Source organism: Neobacillus cucumis, from assembly GCF_016908975.1.
In the GTDB taxonomy this organism is placed as follows: domain Bacteria; phylum Bacillota; class Bacilli; order Bacillales; family Cytobacillaceae; genus Neobacillus; species Neobacillus cucumis.
Window position 1 is genome coordinate 43,196 of sequence record NZ_JAFBEX010000027.1, and the last position, 17,390, is coordinate 60,585.

The 17,390-nt window shown below is 39.4% G+C and carries 13 protein-coding genes, 10 tRNA genes and 1 rRNA gene; 3 read left to right on the forward strand and 21 right to left on the reverse strand.

The window, feature by feature from the left end; all coding sequences use genetic code 11:
* Positions 1–26: 26 nt before the first annotated feature.
* The 3 genes from JOC76_RS25140 to JOC76_RS25150 form a co-directional block, all read right to left on the reverse strand.
* Positions 27–464, reverse strand: coding sequence for a PTS mannitol transporter subunit IIA (locus JOC76_RS25140; protein ID WP_205181560.1), 438 nt, complete (start codon positions 462–464; stop codon positions 27–29).
* Between the two features lie 2 nt (positions 465–466).
* Positions 467–2,587 carry a BglG family transcription antiterminator gene (locus JOC76_RS25145; protein ID WP_205181561.1) on the reverse strand — a complete coding sequence of 707 codons (2,121 nt, stop codon included), beginning with the start codon at positions 2,585–2,587 and terminating at the stop codon, positions 467–469.
* A gap of 523 nt (positions 2,588–3,110) precedes the next feature.
* Positions 3,111–4,565 (reverse strand): PTS mannitol transporter subunit IIBC, encoded by a 1,455-nt coding sequence (locus JOC76_RS25150; protein WP_275591413.1) that lies wholly within the window; start codon positions 4,563–4,565, stop codon positions 3,111–3,113.
* A gap of 300 nt (positions 4,566–4,865) precedes the next feature.
* Between JOC76_RS25150 and JOC76_RS25155 the strand changes: the two genes are divergently transcribed.
* Positions 4,866–5,441 (forward strand): TetR/AcrR family transcriptional regulator, encoded by a 576-nt coding sequence (locus JOC76_RS25155; RefSeq protein ID WP_205181562.1) that lies wholly within the window; start codon positions 4,866–4,868, stop codon positions 5,439–5,441.
* A 107-nt stretch (positions 5,442–5,548) separates the two neighbouring features.
* Positions 5,549–7,657, forward strand: coding sequence for an MMPL family transporter (locus tag JOC76_RS25160; RefSeq protein WP_205181563.1), 2,109 nt, complete (start codon positions 5,549–5,551; stop codon positions 7,655–7,657).
* 77 nt (positions 7,658–7,734) lie between these two features.
* Here the strand turns inward: JOC76_RS25160 and glmS are convergent, their stop codons facing one another.
* The 6 genes from glmS to sigW form a co-directional block, all read right to left on the reverse strand.
* Entirely contained in the window at positions 7,735–9,537 is a 1,803-nt protein-coding gene (glmS, locus tag JOC76_RS25165; protein WP_205181564.1) for a glutamine--fructose-6-phosphate transaminase (isomerizing), read from the reverse strand.
* A gap of 456 nt (positions 9,538–9,993) precedes the next feature.
* Complete coding sequence (gene glmM / locus JOC76_RS25170; protein ID WP_205181565.1) at positions 9,994–11,343, reverse strand: phosphoglucosamine mutase; 1,350 nt, start codon at positions 11,341–11,343, stop codon at positions 9,994–9,996.
* A 39-nt stretch (positions 11,344–11,382) separates the two neighbouring features.
* A complete protein-coding gene (locus JOC76_RS25175; RefSeq protein ID WP_205181566.1) occupies positions 11,383–12,642 on the reverse strand; it encodes a CdaR family protein in 1,260 nt (419 codons plus the stop codon).
* Positions 12,635–13,462, reverse strand: a complete 828-nt coding sequence (gene cdaA, locus JOC76_RS25180; RefSeq protein ID WP_205181567.1) for a diadenylate cyclase CdaA — start codon at positions 13,460–13,462, stop codon at positions 12,635–12,637. Before cdaA ends, JOC76_RS25175 begins: the two co-directional genes overlap by 8 nt.
* Positions 13,463–13,607: 145 nt before the next feature.
* Positions 13,608–14,216, reverse strand: coding sequence for an anti-sigma factor family protein (locus tag JOC76_RS25185; RefSeq protein WP_205181568.1), 609 nt, complete (start codon positions 14,214–14,216; stop codon positions 13,608–13,610).
* A gap of 16 nt (positions 14,217–14,232) precedes the next feature.
* Positions 14,233–14,796: an RNA polymerase sigma factor SigW gene (gene sigW / locus JOC76_RS25190; protein WP_205181569.1), complete on the reverse strand. Its 564-nt coding sequence runs from the start codon at positions 14,794–14,796 to the stop codon at positions 14,233–14,235.
* 186 nt (positions 14,797–14,982) lie between these two features.
* Between sigW and JOC76_RS25195 the strand changes: the two genes are divergently transcribed.
* A complete protein-coding gene (locus tag JOC76_RS25195) occupies positions 14,983–15,147 on the forward strand; it encodes an aspartyl-phosphate phosphatase Spo0E family protein (protein ID WP_205181570.1) in 165 nt (54 codons plus the stop codon).
* Between the two features lie 37 nt (positions 15,148–15,184).
* Here JOC76_RS25195 and rocF read toward each other — a convergent pair whose 3' ends face one another.
* The 12 genes from rocF to rrf form a co-directional block, all read right to left on the reverse strand.
* Positions 15,185–16,084 (reverse strand): arginase, encoded by a 900-nt coding sequence (gene rocF, locus JOC76_RS25200; RefSeq protein WP_205181571.1) that lies wholly within the window; start codon positions 16,082–16,084, stop codon positions 15,185–15,187.
* A 239-nt stretch (positions 16,085–16,323) separates the two neighbouring features.
* Positions 16,324–16,399: transfer RNA gene (locus JOC76_RS25205), tRNA-Ala, on the reverse strand.
* 2 nt (positions 16,400–16,401) lie between these two features.
* Positions 16,402–16,476: transfer RNA gene (locus JOC76_RS25210), tRNA-Gly, on the reverse strand.
* A gap of 26 nt (positions 16,477–16,502) precedes the next feature.
* Positions 16,503–16,575 (reverse strand) — tRNA-Lys (locus JOC76_RS25215).
* 10 nt (positions 16,576–16,585) lie between these two features.
* Positions 16,586–16,660: transfer RNA gene (locus tag JOC76_RS25220), tRNA-Gln, on the reverse strand.
* 46 nt (positions 16,661–16,706) lie between these two features.
* Positions 16,707–16,791, reverse strand: a tRNA-Tyr gene (locus JOC76_RS25225).
* Positions 16,792–16,809: 18 nt separating this feature from the next.
* Positions 16,810–16,885 (reverse strand) — tRNA-Thr (locus tag JOC76_RS25230).
* 20 nt (positions 16,886–16,905) lie between these two features.
* Positions 16,906–16,981 (reverse strand) — tRNA-Val (locus JOC76_RS25235).
* 42 nt (positions 16,982–17,023) lie between these two features.
* Positions 17,024–17,095: transfer RNA gene (locus tag JOC76_RS25240), tRNA-Glu, on the reverse strand.
* Positions 17,096–17,116: 21 nt separating this feature from the next.
* Positions 17,117–17,189, reverse strand: a tRNA-Thr gene (locus JOC76_RS25245).
* A 17-nt stretch (positions 17,190–17,206) separates the two neighbouring features.
* Positions 17,207–17,281, reverse strand: a tRNA-Asn gene (locus tag JOC76_RS25250).
* A gap of 14 nt (positions 17,282–17,295) precedes the next feature.
* A 5S ribosomal RNA gene (rrf, locus tag JOC76_RS25255) occupies positions 17,296–17,390 on the reverse strand; the annotation flags it as partial.

Consider the following 17,390-nt stretch of genomic DNA (forward strand, 5'->3'; position numbering starts at 1 on the left):
TGTCTCTTAATAAAATGACATTGCGATTAGTTCACTTCTTCGAAAATGGCTAAAATCTCTTCGGCTGATTGTGCGGTAACAAGTTTGTCGATGTTTTCTTCTTCCGAGCACACAATGGCAATCTTAGATAGAATATCTAGATGTTCATTATCTTTTCCAGCAATACCAATTAGCAGCTTCACCATATTTCCAGCCCCAAAGTCCACACCTTGTGGTACTTGAACAAATGATATGCCAGACTCCTTTACGAATGGCTTCGAGTCCTCTGTGCCATGCGGAATTGCAACAAAATTACCCATATAAGTCGAAGTTAATCGTTCTCTCTCAAGCATTTTTTCAATATAGTTGGGGTCTACATAGCCTTCTTTGACCAAAATTCCACCAGTCAATCTAATTGCTTCCTCTTTCGTACCAATAGATACATTTAATTGAATATTTTCTTTGTTAAAAATAGTTTTCTCCATCTCTATACACTCCATAATTCTGTTATTTTTTGTTTGAAATATTGATCAAATCTTTTGGTTAATAGGTCTAAAATTTTCGCCTCATCATTCGATTGAAACGCCGCGATATTTTCTTCACTTTCTATTAACAATGAACTTAAAAAACTTAAGATTTCTAAAGCTTGCTCCGAAGCATCTGCAGGCGATAATAGTAAGAGGAGGTATTTCATCCCCATCTGATGATCATCCATCCCAACAACTGTTAAGGGAGCATCAAGAGACATAATCATAAAACTTGGCTGTACGATATATGGCGAGCGGGCATGGTATAAGGCCATGGCTGTTTCAGGTATACCAATTCCGCCCAAGCACTCCCGTTCAAGGATGGCTTTCACCACTCTGTCCACATCATTTATCGTTTCCTGCTTTAACAGCCTTTGACAAGCATCTGTTAATAACTGATTAACCGTTTGATAACCATTTACTTCAATTAAACGAAATCCTTCAAGAATAGCGGCAATAGTAGCTGCGTACTCCTTTATCCTTCTCATTTCGTCAATCAACTGAGAGGAATGCCTCTGATGATTACTCGTCAATGAGACAGGAAGTTGTTTTTCTGAACTATTGACCATTTTGAACTCATTAATATAAGAACGGATTTTTTCAATTTCTTCCTTATTTAAAAAGGGATTTACAAGAATATAATCCGATTCATAATCTGGAATGGGAAGGGTTGATATCACTAGTTGATATTCTTCTTTATTCATTCTTTGGAATTCCATAACCGACACATTTTGAATGTGCTTTAGCTCAGGAAATTCCTTTTGTAATCTAGTTGCCAGCATTTTTGAGGTGCCAATTCCACTAGAACAAACCACTAATGTCTTAAAGCCTGCTAGGTCTTTTCCGCCCATCATCGCTGCCCCGAAATGCATCACTAAATATCCTATTTCTTCATCTGGAACAAAAAACTCAGGAAATACTTGATGAACGGCTTGTTTCACAAGTGCAAATAAATCGGCATAATCCGTTTTAATCTTTTCTAACAAAGGATTGCTTATGCCCATCTTTTCTTTTATTCGATAGATTGCCGGCTTTAAGTGAACCATGAGTCCTTCAAATAAAGAGGGATGAGTTGAGAGATTCATACCCACAAGCTTTCCAACTGTTTCGATTAGCTTTTTGGTTTTCATTGCCACCTGCAGACTGGCATCCTCTATTAGATGCTCATTTTCATGCCGCAGTTTCGCTCCCCTTAAATGCATCGTAATATAGGCAATTTCTGCCTCCGGAATGCTAATTTGGAAAACCTGCTCTAATTGTGAAACGATTCTTTCCGCAAATTTATATTCCTTGGTCATCTTTTGATCCTCTAAATAGGAGAGATTAATTTTAATCCCTTCGCCTTTTTGGATTCGTTCCACTGCCAATGTTAAATGCACCACTAGACCAATATACGCGCTGTCGGCCATTGAAAATGGAAGTTCCTGCACAATGGAATTGACAATTGTTTCAACAATAACCAGTTTCTTTTTTTCTACCAAGCCCATTAGTCTTTCAGAAATCGTATGAATGTGCTGGGTTGATCTCATTTGGATATTATCTCGTGTTAAGGAAAGAAGCTCCGATTCATCAAGGTACTCTGAAATTAGAAAGCTCATTGCCCTCCTTTTTGCGCTTTCTTCCCCCTCAATTTCAACACCGTAACCTCTTCTGCGGATCAAATCTAATCCGAAGGTCTTTAGCCTCTCTTCTAGTTTTGTTAGATCAGAGCTAACGGTTGCAATCGTAACATTTAAGTCTGAAGCAAGGGTTAGAAGCTTTACAGGCTCATTTGTTTCTAATAATTCACATAGCATAATCGTTTGTCGTTCCTCTGCCGTATATTCTGTATGTGACAGATTAAACAAATAGAGTTCCAAATCACGGATCCTATTATTTTCACCGTAAATTTGAACACCGACTCCTGACTTTTTTTGCAATGTCAGGTTATACTCGTTAAGAATATCTTCTACGTTTTTTAAATCTCTGTGAATCGTTCTTCCGCTAACACCCGTTTGATCTGCTAGGTCTTTCACGGTTGTTTCTTCTGTGGTCTTTAATAGGATTTCAAGGATTTGCCTTTCCCTCGCCGAAATATACAATAATTAACCTCCTTCAGCTAGACCTGAAACACGCTTATAATGTTGCCAAAATTAAAATTTGATTCTAACAATTTCATTGTAAACCCTTCAATTACCTTATACAATGAAAGCTATTTATGATTTCGTCCACTGCATTGTTGACATTATTAAACTAAGAAAAGCGCAAGCGCCTTGGTCAGCCCCGATATAGGGAGATTTATCGATGGCAAGCAAAGCGTAGCCAGTGATTAGTCTCCCTTAATGCGAACAGAAAACGTTAGTTTTCTGTAGCCAAGCACAAAACAAGCCGGCCGAAAGGTTACCTTTTAACCTTTTGGACGGATTGATCTAAATGTGGAGGCGACTGTTCTGGGACTTTAGGCTAAGACGCACCCTGCAAGAAGGCGTTCTTTGCCCTTCTTCAGGGGGTGGCTTATGACTTGAGTCCCAAGGAGCCACAACTGGATAAGCCTGTGACCTCGAGGGGCTAGGCGCTGGAGCTGGACAAAAAAAAGCCTAGGAAAACCCTAGACTCCAATCATTTTTAATTTTTCAAGCTATTGACTAATTCATCATATTTGGGGCTGTTTAAGAAGTTTTCAACTGAGATATGTTTGGCATTAGGTAATTTAGCTTTTGCTCGGTCTGTCAAATCCCTATGAGTAACAACCACATCAGCATCTGCAGGCAAATTATTAATGGCAGTGTTCGTAACCGTTATACCTAAACCTGCTTTTTGCACCTTATTTCTTAAAATCGATGCACCCATAGCACTTGAACCCATTCCAGCGTCACAAGCAAAGACAATTTTATTGACATTTTCAGCTTTGATTTCTTCTTGAACCGTTAGAACAGAACTTACTGAACTTTTCTTCCCTTTCATGGCTTCCATCTTAGCTGTTGCAGCGGATAAATCCTCTTCTTCTGCTGCTGCCTTACTTGTTTTTAGAATTAAGGAAGCAACCGCGAAGGACACAGCTGTTGCTACGATTACACCCGCTAATGTTGCAAAATACCCGCCTTTTGGTGTCATCGCAAGTAGCGCAAAGATACTTCCAGGTGATGGAGCAGCTACAAGTCCTGCATGAAGAACGCTAAATGTAAATACTCCACTTACACCACCGGCCATTGCGGCAAAAATTAACATTGGCTTCATTAAGATGTATGGGAAGTAAATTTCATGGATACCGCCTAAGAAGTGGATAATGACTGCACCTGGTGCCGTTTGTTTTGCTGTTCCTTTACCAAATAAACAATAAGCAAGTAAAATCCCTAACCCAGGACCAGGGTTTGTTTCTAATAAAAATAAAATTGATTTCCCTGCTTTTGTTGCCTGCTCAATAGCCATTGGGCTTAAAATACCATGGTTAATTGCGTTATTTAAGAATAGTACTTTTGCTGGTTCAATAAATACGTTAGCAAGTGGCAGCATGTTATGGTCAACGATAAATTGAACTCCAGATGCTAAAAATTTGCTTAATGCTTCAACAACAGGTCCAACACCTTTATAGGCTATTAGTGTTAAAGCGCCTCCAAGGATACCTGCTGAAAAGTTGTTGACTAACATTTCAAAACCAGATTTTACTTTTCCTTCTATTAATTTATCAAACTTTTTAATGACAAAACCGCCAAGTGGTCCCATAATCATTGCGCCTAAGAACATTGGGATATCGGTTCCGACAATTACCCCCATGGTTGCTGTTGCACCGACAACCCCACCACGGATATCGCCCACCATACGACCGCCGGTAAAACCGATTAATAATGGCAATAAGTAAGTAATCATTGGGCTTACGAGTGCAGCGAGATCCTTGTTAGGTATCCATCCAGTTGGGATAAATAATGCAGTAATTAGACCCCAAGCAATAATGGCACCAATATTCGGCATAACCATCCCGCTCAAATAACTACCAAACTTCTGTATTTTAACTTTTACATCTGAGTTAGCTTTTGTTGGTTCATTCGGTACATTTATATCTGTTTTAACCGCTTGACTCATTGATTTTTCCCCCTCATATTATTTTGTTTTTCTTTCTATTTATAGAATAAAGCGTTTTCAGCCCCTGTTCAATTGATACAAAATTTCAATTTGTCATGTTGAATGTTGACAACATTGATATTTAGATATAGGGTTCATAAATCTTCTAACTTGTTTTACTTATCCTGTTCACCATAATGTCAAACAGATTTAAACAAACGTTTGATTAAATTTTTCTCACAGCCCGAATTTAATTAATCAATCGTTTAATTAGTTTTTTCCTTACCTCCAAATAGATTATAATAACCATGAGGTGAGTATATGGCTCGTGAACGTAAATTCTCAACAGATGATTTATTTCAAGCTGCCAAACAAATGCTTTTATCACATGGTTATGAGGGATTTTCGTTTAGTGCTCTGGCAGAAGAGCTGGAAATCTCGAGAGGAGCCATCTATAAGTATTACGAAAATAAAGAAGAATTAATTACAGATTATATGCTTTATGAGATGGAGCATTTCCTTACAGAAATAAAAGAAATTGAACTGGTAGAGGGCTTTGATGCACAGTTTGAATTTTTAATAAATCTCATTTTTAAAAATTCAACCATTCCTCCTATGATTGAACTGGGGCGCCGTATTCCCGTTAATGGAAATAAAAAGGTCAAGGAAAACAATGAAAAGCTCGAAAAGCTCCATTTGAAAATGTACGACCATTTACAAGGTTTCATCTCCTTAGGCAGACAAGAATTAAAGTTAAAAGAGACACTGCCCGATCCGTTAATACTTGGATTTATTTTTCAAACAATTATGATACCAAACCACTTTGGAATTTCACATTCTCAATGGATTAGCTCCATTAAAGAAATGATCCGTCATGGAATGTTACGAAATGAATAATTGACACTACTGTCACTTTAACTCATAATGATGGTGTTAAGGTGTCATTTTCCCTCAAAGTGACATCAGTGTCACTTTGAACAATATGCATTAGAAAGGGGATTAACATGAAAACATTCATTCAAGGTATTACGGACCGTGTAACGACCAAAAAGGGGATGTGGACTACACTATCTGCATGGCTCATTATTACCATGTTATTAGCCGTATTTGCTCCAAGTGTAAGAGATTATGAGGTTTCTAATATTGCTTCGCTTCCTGATGACGCGAAATCTGTTATTGCTCAAAAAAAAGTGGATCATTATTTTAAGGATAGTGATGGAATTCCTGCTATCTTAGTCTTTCAAGCTCCTAATGATCAAGTTAGCCTTACAGAATTAACAAACCTCTTAGACCAGGTTCATAGTGCCAAGATTAATGGCGTTCAGCAAGTTGTATCTTTGTCATCATTGCCGCCTCAAGCAACAGCAGGCTTCTTCTCATCTGATCAATCGACAGCTTTAATACCATTGGCTTTTGACTCCTCATTAGAAACCAAGGATATTAAAAAGTCAATCGCGAAAATTACCGAAATTACTAAAGAAACAACAAAATTAAAACTATATGTCACAGGACCTGCAGGGATCGCAACAGATACTCTTGACCTATTCTCCCGGGCAGATTTGGTCCTAATCTTCTCTACAGTTGGATTAATCCTCATTCTATTAATTGTTATTTACCGTTCTCCGCTCTTAGCTCTCATTCCACTTCTTGCGGCAGCGTTTGTTTATGAGGTTGTTTCCCAAACGCTTGGATTGATGGGCAAAGCAGGACTCGTGATGACCAGCCAAACTGTTTCCATTATGTCCATTCTTCTCTTTGCTGCCGTCATCGATTATTCGCTATTCGTTTTTTCGCGTTACCGTGAAGAGCTTAAAACGTATGAAAATAAGTATGAAGCCATGAGAGAAGCTATGAGGGAAACAGGTATGCCCGTTTTCTTTTCAGGGGGGACAGTTTTAGCCGCGATGCTTGTGTTATTTTTTGCAAAGTCTGGCGACTATCATAATTTTGCCCCTACTTTTGCTACCACGATGTTAATTATTATGCTGGCATCCATCACACTTGTACCTGCTCTCTTTACCCTTTTTGGCAGAAAGTCCTTCTGGCCTAAAGTTCCAAAGGTTGGAGACGCAGCCGTTAATCATCATTCGCTCTGGAGTAAAGTTGGCCGCTTGGTTGCAAAAAAACCAGGTGTTTCTGTCGCTGTTATCGGTATATTTCTCCTATTAGCTGCAAGTAATATCTTAAATCTCAAATATGAATTTGACACCATGAAGTCCTTCCCTAAAGATATGCCATCGCGTCTTGGGTATGAAATCTTAGGGAAGAAGTTTGAGAGAGGGAATCTTGCGCCAACCACTGTCCTTTTTGAATCAAAAAACACCTTAACATTAGAGCAGCAAAACAAATTGCAAAGTATCCTTTCCGAGCAGCCGCTAGTTAGCAGTGTCCGTATAAATGGGAAGACAGCGGATCAAAAGGTCATAAATTACAGTCTTACATTTAAAGGAAATCCATATTCGACTACTACCATCGATGCACTGGAAAAGATTATCGAAGATGCAGGGAAAATAACCAAAGACAGCAGCCTTGACGGAAAGCTTTATTTTGCTGGCGAAACAGCTACTAAAGTGGATGACCGCTCAACAAATAATCGAGATGTAATAATCATAGTCCTATTAGAAACCCTTTTAATATTTACGATGTTAATTATTTTAACCCGTTCGTTTAAGATGCCTATTTATATGATGGGGACCATCTTAATCTCATTTCTAGCCGCACTTGGCTTAGGCATCTTTTTAACCAGTCTGTTCTTTGATATTAGTACAGTCAGTGACCGAGTGCCCCTATATGCATTTGTCTTCCTAGTAGCTCTCGGGATTGACTATAATATTATGCTAATCTCTAGATTCCAAGAAGAACAAAAGACTCATAGTATTAAGGAGGCAGTCGAGATTGCCGTTGCTAGCACGGGCGGGGTTATCTCCTCTGCAGGTGTCATCCTTGCAGCAACCTTTGCGGTATTGATGACCCAGCCCATTCAATTATTATTTGTGTTTGGATTTATTGTGGCTGTGGGGATATTACTTGATACCTTCCTAATTAGAGGGGTCCTTCTTCCAGGCTTAATTATGTTAATTGAAAAAAATAAAACCGTTATGGAGAGTAAATAAGAACTTTTACCAAACTAAAAACCCCCCAAGTTGGATTATTAGTCCAACTTAAGGGGGTCACTTCACTCTAGTGCCAATTACTCAACCGTTACAGACTTTGCAAGGTTACGTGGTTTGTCAACATCACAGTCACGGTGTAAAGCAGCGTAATAAGCAATTAATTGCATTGGAATAACAGAGATAAGCGGTGTTAATAACTCATGTACTTCTGGGATGACAAAACTATCTTCATCCATATTTAATCCATTCATGGAAATAATGCATGGGTTTGCTCCGCGTGCTGCCACTTCTTTTACATTTCCGCGGATACTTAGGTTTACACTCTCTTGCGTAGCAAGGGCAATAACAGGTGTACCTTCCTCAATTAAGGCAATGGTACCATGCTTTAACTCCCCGCCGGCAAAACCTTCTGCTTGAATATAAGAGATTTCCTTCAGCTTTAACGCACCTTCAAGAACAACATAATAATCGATTCCACGACCGATAAAGAAGGCATTGCGTGTAACAGATAAAAACTCTCTTGAAATATGCTCAATTAACTCTTTAGAATCACAAAGAACTTCCATTGCGTTTGCCACGATACCTAGCTCATGGATTAAGTCAAATGAAACTGGAATCCCTTGGCTTTTTGCTGTTACTTCCGCTAAAATAGCCAACACAGCCAGCTGTGCCGTATAGGCTTTTGAAGAGGCTACAGCAATTTCAGGACCTGCATGCAATAAAAGGGTATAATCTGCTTCACGTGACAAAGTTGAACCTGGGACATTCGTAATCGTTAAAGTACGATAGCCCATTTCTTTTACTTTGACAAGCACAGCACGGCTGTCAGCCGTTTCTCCACTTTGTGAAATAAAGATAAATAATGGCTTCTTCGTTAATAATGGCATATTGTACACAAATTCACTGGCAATATGAACTTCAACTGGAATTTTCGCAATACTTTCAATGAATTGCTTACCAACAAGACCCGCATGATAAGAAGTACCCGCCGCAATAATATACACGCGATCGGTATCATTCATCGCGCTAATAATCTCAGCGTCAATCGTTAATTCACCTTGCTCATTTTGATACGTTTGAATGATCTTACGCATAACAAGCGGCTGTTCATCGATCTCTTTTAACATGTAATGCGGGTACGTACCCTTTTCAATATCACTTGCATCGAGTTCAGCAGTATACGGCTTGCGGCTGATGACATCACCATTTAAATTTTGAATGGTTACTTCATCTTTAGTAACAAGCACAATTTCCTTATCCATTAATTCAAGATATTGATTTGTGACTTGAAGCATGGCCATGGCATCACTTGCTACCACATTAAAGCCATCCCCAAGCCCAACTAGTAATGGGCTTTTATTTTTAGCAACAAAGATGGTCTCATTGTTTTGTTCATCTAAAAGTGCAATCGCATATGAACCGTGCAAAAGAGCTAATGTCTTACGGAATGCATCGATAACTTCTAATCCTTCATTAACAAATAACTCAATTAGCTGAACAACGACTTCCGTGTCCGTTTCACTTCTAAAAGTAACATTTGTTAAATATTCACGTTTTAAAAGGTCATAGTTCTCGATAACACCATTATGCACAAGCGTAAAGCGACCTGATGCGCTCTGATGTGGGTGAGAATTCACTTTGCTTGGTACACCATGTGTCGCCCAGCGTGTATGGCCAATTCCCATATTCCCTTTTACATCCTTATCGACAATTTCACGTAAATCCGCAATGCGGCCTTTTTCTTTAAAAACATGAATTCCGTTCTCATTTTTTACAGCAATACCAGCTGAGTCATATCCTCTATATTCAAGCTTTTCTAAACCTTTTAACAGGATTTCTTTCGAATCATTATTTCCAATATAGCCAACAATTCCACACATTTTCTTATTCCTCCCTAGATATAGGGGGCAAGAATGCTTTTAGGGGCGAAACTTGCCCCCTTATCTCTGTTTTTGATTAGGTATCTGTCTATACCTTTTACACATTACAGTTAGTATGCGCATATTCTCCCCTTTGTGCACAGAGTTGCCTCTGTGTTTTAAAGAAGAATTTTTCGGTTGTGCACGCAACCGGGAGGTATCCGCCGAAACTTTCGATAAACCTCCTCCTCGTCAACTAATCAACTCTCTTTGATTAGTTCAGGCGCTTTTAAATTCCAATGTCAACCTCTATCCTCCTTCCAAAGATTCGCTATAAGAAACGAAGCACATTCATCTTACATCAATTGTCAGAGGTTCGTCAACTAAAAACCTAATACTTTAATTCTTATTTAATAACTACTCCATATAAAATATGCATAAGGGAGATAAACCGTTCCCTTATGCATATAAGAAAGACTATTCCTTTAATTCCATTTCGGATTTCACTACATTGACAATACGGCTCACAAAGGAATCACAAAGTTCTTCAGTTGCGGCCTCTGCCATTACACGTACAAGCGGTTCAGTTCCACTTGGACGGACAAGGATTCGTCCGTTACCAGCCATTTCAGTTTCCACTTGTTCAATCACTTCTTTTACTTTCTCGTTATCCGTCACATGGTTTTTATCAATTACCCGGACATTGACAAGTTTTTGCGGATACTTTTTCATTTCACCGGCTAACTCTGATAAAGGCTTTCCTGTTACCTTCATAATATTAACTAACTGTAATCCTGATAACAATCCATCACCGGTTGTATTGTAATCCAAGAAAATGATGTGTCCTGACTGTTCACCGCCAAGGTTAAAACCATTGGTCTTCATCTCTTCTACCACATACCGGTCCCCTACTGCCGTTAAGACACTATGAATTCCGTGTGTTTCAAGAGCTTTATAAAATCCAAGGTTGCTCATGACGGTTGAAACGATAGTCCCATGTTTTAAGCGACCTTGCTCTTTCATGTACTTACCACAAATGTACATGATCTGATCCCCATCGACGATATTCCCTTTCTCGTCAATAGCAATAAGCCTATCGCCATCTCCGTCAAAGGACAGACCCACGTCTGCTCCTTTTTCTTTCACAAGTGCTGCCAGTGCTTCTGGATGGGTGGAGCCAACACCGGCATTAATATTTAATCCATTAGGTGAAGCCCCCATGGTGGATAGGTCTGCATCAAGGTCGGCAAATAAATGACTTGCTAGGGCAGAAGTAGCTCCGTGTGCACAATCCAAGGCAATATGAATGCCGGAGAAGTCTTCATCTACTGTATTTTTCAAATATTGAAGGTACTTTTGACCGCCCTCAAAATAATCCATTACCTGGCCTAAATCAGCTCCTGTTGGACGTGGCAGTTGATCTTCCGGTAAATCAATGTAATTCTCTATTTCTAATTCCTGTTCATCTGATAGCTTAAAACCATCAGGACCAAAGAATTTAATTCCATTATCTTCAACCGGATTATGGGAAGCAGAAATCATTACACCTGCTTGAGCCCCTAACGCTTTAGTTAGATAGGCAACCCCTGGAGTGGAGATCACGCCTAAACGCATGACCTCTGCGCCAATGGAAAGTAACCCTGCTACAAGTGCTCCCTCTAACATATGACCAGAAACACGTGTATCACGACCTATAAGTATTTTCGGGCGATCTTTATCCTTTGTTAAAACATAACCGCCAAAGCGCCCCAACTTAAAGGCCATTTCCGGTGTTAATTCGCTGTTTGCTACTCCACGTACCCCATCGGTACCGAAATATTTACCCATTTTAAAAAATCTCTCCTTCAACATGTGTATTGCTAGATATTAAGCATTATTAGTTATGGTTATTTTTGCGGTTGCTTGATTAGTTGTCCACTTCACATCTGTCGGACCTGTGACTTGAATTTTAACATCATGAGTACCCTCTGTTAGTCCAGATAGGTCAATCACGGCAGAAAAATCATCAGGAGCTAGCCCCGTAACAGAATCACTTGGGCCGTTAACGACTAAATTAATCGTCTCACTTGTAGGATCATTTACTTCTGCTGTTAAATTATCACCTAGCCCTTGAATTTTGAGAGGGACACTAGAAACTGTTTTTTCTTGTTCTGCTTGTTCTGCTTGCTCTGCTTGCACCTCGGCTTTATTAACTACCACGGTTGCTTTGACAAGCTGAGGAGTCACCTTTGTAATACCGTCTGAGATTATAACTGGTAATGTCAGAGTTGTATTATCGGTAATTTTACTAATATCCACTTCCACTCGGACATTTTCAGTTTTATCAAGAACTTCCTTACTTCCAGTAATTTTGGCCTCTTTTTCATCCAATGTGATTGATTCAATTGTAACACCTGTAGGGGCCGTTCCTTTTTGAACGATATTGATTGGAACAGTTTTACTGTTACTTTTAATCGGAACAGTGACGTTAACGGTCTCTGGATCAACCGATACATTTAACTTATTAAAATCTTTATCAAGAACCTGTATGGGTGCTTCTTTAGAAATGGTTTCCTTTAGATTATCATTACTCTCAAGTGTTGCCTTGACATAAGAAATACGGTCAATATCACTTTTAGCGCCGGTAATTTTTACTTTATTTGGCTTAACCTCAGGTGTTCCTGCTGAATAGCCATCTTCTACATGATTAGTGTTAAATTCGGCCTCTACCTTAAATTCCTTTGTAATCTTTTCTTGTACGGTTACATTTACACTTGCCGGTTTCAAGGTTGCCGTTACTTTATCTGATAAATTTCTTATTTTAAGCTTTACTTTCTGTTTGCCAATCTCAGCATTGGTTAAATCCACATATACTTCAAAATTTCTTAATGCTTTTGCTGATTGGACATGTGTGATTGGGCCTTTTAGTGTAATATCTACCGTATTTGGGATACCAGATACAACCAAGTTCTCGGTATCATAATAAACCTTTACCGGTATATCATTTATGGTTTCGGTTGTTTGTTCACCAGGAACGTTGACATCTGTTAACTTTTTACTAGTACTCGGCACAGAGGAATATAATAGTACAGCCAATAACAAGGCAAGTATTTTTATAAACCACGGATTATCCATCAGTTTATCCATTTTGTTTCCCCCTCCAGTTCCAACGAGCTGAAGATGCCTGCTTTGTTTTAGTCTGAATCACCAATTCACTAGTAAGTAATTCTTTTAATTCCTCCAATTTTAAATCACGATGAAGTTCACCATTTTTTGTTAGCGAAATATTCCCTGTTTCTTCTGAAACAATAACGGTTAAGCTATCGGTGACCTCACTTATCCCCAAGGCAGCACGATGTCTTGTGCCAAGCTCTTTGGAAATAAATGGACTTTCCGATAAAGGGAGATAGCATGCTGCTGCTGAAACATTATTTTTTTGGATTATGACTGCCCCATCGTGAAGCGGTGTATTAGGAATAAAAATATTAATGAGTAATTCTGAAGAGATATTGGAATTTAATCGTATACCTGTTTCTATGTAATCACTCATGCCTGTTTCTCTTTCAATCGAAATTAACGCCCCAATCCGGCGTTTTGCCATATAATCAGTTGCCTTTATAATGGCTTCAACTGTTTTTTCCTGATTATCATCATCCTGGGTACTGCTCCGAGAGAAGAAACGGCCTCGCCCTAATTGTTCAAGTGCTCTTCTAAGCTCTGGCTGAAAGATAATGATAATTGCAAGGAATCCCCAATTTATGGCTTGTTGCATCATCCAGCTAAGAGTTGTTAAGCCTAGCCACTCACCGACCACCCTGACAAGAAGGATCACAAGAATTCCCTTTAATAATTGAACGGCCTTTGTGCCTTTTATCACATTGATCAGTTTGTAAATGACGTACCATACGAGGGCAATATCAACAATACTAGCTAGATACTTCCATATACTAAGATCTGCAAACTGCATTGTTTCTTCCTCCGTAACTTCTAGAAACATATAATTCATACAACTTATTTATTATAACATAAATCCACCATACAACTTAGTATACGTATGTAATGAAAAAAAACAAATCACCCGCCTTGGAGTGATTTGTTTTTTTCATAACCGTCTATCCAAAGATATGAAGGACATCTTGAGTTGTTTTTTTCATATGATACCAAATCCATTCGAAAACTTCATTTACTTCTTCTATCTGCCCTGTTACATGACCAGCTGAAGCTAAATACTTTTCTCCATTTATGACTGTTACATCGCCCTGAACTTCGCCTTCAATGCGCACATTCCCATTGTGGACCACGACATCTCCTTTAACCGTTTCCCCCTTTGGGATAATGACTGTATGATTTTTCACCACTAAATTCTTTTGATTTGAAACAGAAAAATCTCGATCCTGGCTCCAGGTTGAAAACACGCTTCCCATCATCAAAATGATAAAAACAGAGGCTGCTGTAAGCATTGGATGATTGGTAAACCATCTTTGCATCCACACCTTTTTCTTTTCCTTTGGCAGCCGGGCCAGCACATTAGCGGTAAAATCCTGCGGTGCCTGCAAATGTGAAATATTTTGAACAAATGCCACTGTTTTTTTCAATTCATTAAAGATAATTTCACAATCATGACAACTTTTGAGGTGATCTCTTAGGATTTGTTCTTTTTCCAAGTCTAGTTCTTCATCCAAATATTCGTGCATGAGTTCGATGATCTGTTCTGGACACATTTATGGTCTCACCTCTTTATACATATCGTAATTTCTGCCTTAATGCTTCACGGCCGCGATGAATTCTCGTTTTAACCGTACCAAGCGGGAGGTCAAGAATTTCACTTATTTCATTTAAAGATAAATCTTCAATATATTTAAGGATAATCGCAGAGCGGTATTTTTCAGGCAGCATTTGTATTTCTTTGTGAACGGTCTCCTGCAGTTCCTGACTTTCTACCTCTGTCTCCGGCAGCGGGGTATCAGAAGTGATGTGGGAATACATAGTTAATCCTTCTGTTCCAGCTACTTCTGCATCTAAATAATAATCAGGTTTCTTCTTACGCATCCGGTCAATACATAGGTTAGTAGCAATCCGAAAGAGCCATGTTGAAAATTTTAAATCTTGGTTGAAAGATTTAATATTCACATAGGCACGGATAAATGCCTCTTGAGCAATATCCTCTGCTTCATGACGATTTCCAAGCATTCGATAGCATAGTTGGTAGACACTGTTTTTATAGATTTCTACGATCTCTCCATAGGCTTCTTGATCACCTTTGAGAACCTGCTTTATTCGTTTTTTCACTATTTTATCCATTAAGTTTCCTCAGCTCCAATGTCGCTATACGATATACGAAACGCTAACTAAAAAGGTTTCAATTTTTAATGAAAAACTTCTTAATACCTTTAATATTAACAAAAATTTACTATTATGGAACTAAATATGTTTAAAGATTTTTTGGCAGGGGAAAAAGATAATAAGCATATTAAAAGAGGTGGGAAGATGTCTATACTATTCCGCAATTTACTAGAAGAAATTGAAACACAGCGTAATGATATGGTTCGTTTAGCAGGTGAGACGTCCCTGTCGAATTATAAAGTTATTGAGGCTAGCAAGAAGCTTGACTGTTTACTTAACAAATATCATTTATTATTAATCAATAAATAGAGGCAGCTGCATATCTCTGAATGCAGCTGCTCTTTATTTATAGTAGTTTTTCACCAAATAATGAACCCATTAATTCAACGGCACAAATGGCTGTTTTATTTTTTTCATCTAGGATAGGGTTTACTTCCACAAATTCCGCCGAGGTAATAATTCCAGCTTCTTCTAACATTTCCATTGCCAAATGACTCTCACGGTAGCTGATTCCGCCAATAACAGGTGTCCCCACTCCTGGAGCATCACTTGGGTCTAAGCCGTCTAAATCAAGCGACAAATGAACACCATCCGTTTTTTCTTTTAAAAAGGCAATGGTCTCCTCCATTACTTTGGCCATACCTAATCGATCAATTTCATGCATGGTGTAAACTTTTATTCCCTTCTCTTTAATTAATGCTTTCTCCCCATCATCTAGTGATCTCGCACCAATTATGACAATATTCTCTGGTTTGACTTTAGGAGTGTAGCCACCGATTTGGGTCAATAATGGATGACCTAAGCCAATGCTTACTGCTAGCGGCATCCCATGAATATTACCTGATGGACTAGTCTCTGCTGTATTTAAATCTCCATGAGCATCATACCAGATAACACCAAGATTTTTAAAATGCTTGGAAACACCAGCAAGTGTACCGATTGCGATGCTATGGTCTCCTCCTAATACAAGTGGAAATGATCCGGATTGAATGACTTCATCTAATTTTTCAGCAAGCAATGCACTTTTCTCTGCAACTAGGTCTAAGTTTCTTAGATTTGATTCTCTATCTACGACTACTTCTGGTCTGCCAATTGGAATATCTCCCATGTCGTGAATATCATCAAATAGAGGCTTCAAGCGCTCATTTATCCCCGCATACCGAATGGCACTTGGTCCCATGTCCACGCCTCGTCTCATTTGTCCTAAATCCATTGGCATTCCAATAATTGATAGTTTTCTCGTCATCTCAATTCTCTCCCCCTTGCCTAATATAATCCTATTTTAACCGGTTTCATAACGATGACTCAACTCGACAAAATTCTGTATATATATGCGTTATTGTTAAAATATTCTGGAGTTTGAAATAGATTTCACAAAAGTAGGCGCAGGAGGATGGGCTGCTAATTTTCATTAGTGAAGTTATATTAAAAAACAAAAAAAGCCTTAAATCATTTACATGATTTAAGGCTAAATATGTAGTGTGATGGTGGAGTCTAGGGGGATCGAACCCCTGACCTCCTGCGTGCAAAGCAGGCGCTCTCCCAGCTGAGCTAAGACCCCATTGGAGCGGAAGACGGGATTCGAACCCGCGACCCCCACCTTGGCAAGGTGATGTTCTACCACTGAACTACTTCCGCGTGTTGATTTTTCTTTGTAAAAACAATGAGCCATGAAGGACTCGAACCTTCGACCCTCTGATTAAAAGTCAGATGCTCTACCGACTGAGCTAATGGCTCATTTGAAAAATGGCTGGGCTAGCTGGATTTGAACCAACGCATGTCGCAGTCAAAGTGCGATGCCTTACCGCTTGGCTATAGCCCAAAGATGTTATTACTTATAGTGTGTCCGACTTTTTTAAAAATATAAATGGTGGAGGGGGACGGATTCGAACCGCCGAACCCGGAGGGAGCGGATTTACAGTCCGCCGCGTTTAGCCACTTCGCTACCCCTCCACATTCAAAAAATAAAGATGGTGCCGGCGAGAGGACTTGAACCCCCAACCTACTGATTACAAGTCAGTTGCTCTACCAATTGAGCTACCCCGGCAAATAGTAAGAAATATGTTATGGTGGAGGATGACGGGATCGAACCGCCGACCCTCTGCTTGTAAGGCAGATGCTCTCCCAGCTGAGCTAATCCTCCATATAAAAGTAAGTTATTTTCACTATTGTAAAAAAACTTTGATGACCCCTACGGGATTCGAACCCGTGTTACCGCCGTGAAAGGGCGGTGTCTTAACCGCTTGACCAAGGGGCCCTATTATTCTAATTAAAGGTAAGCTTCCAAGCGGGCTCGAACCGCTGACCTCTTCCTTACCATGGAAGTGCTCTACCTACTGAGCTATGGAAGCATAGCTAGAAATAAAAATGGCTCCGCAGGTAGGACTCGAACCTACGACCGATCGGTTAACAGCCGATAGCTCTACCACTGAGCTACTGCGGAACGATAAAATAACAGCCTGGCAACGTCCTACTCTCACAGGGGCGCATGCCCCAACTACCATCGGCGCTGAGAAGCTTAACTTCCGTGTTCGGTATGGGAACGGGTGTGA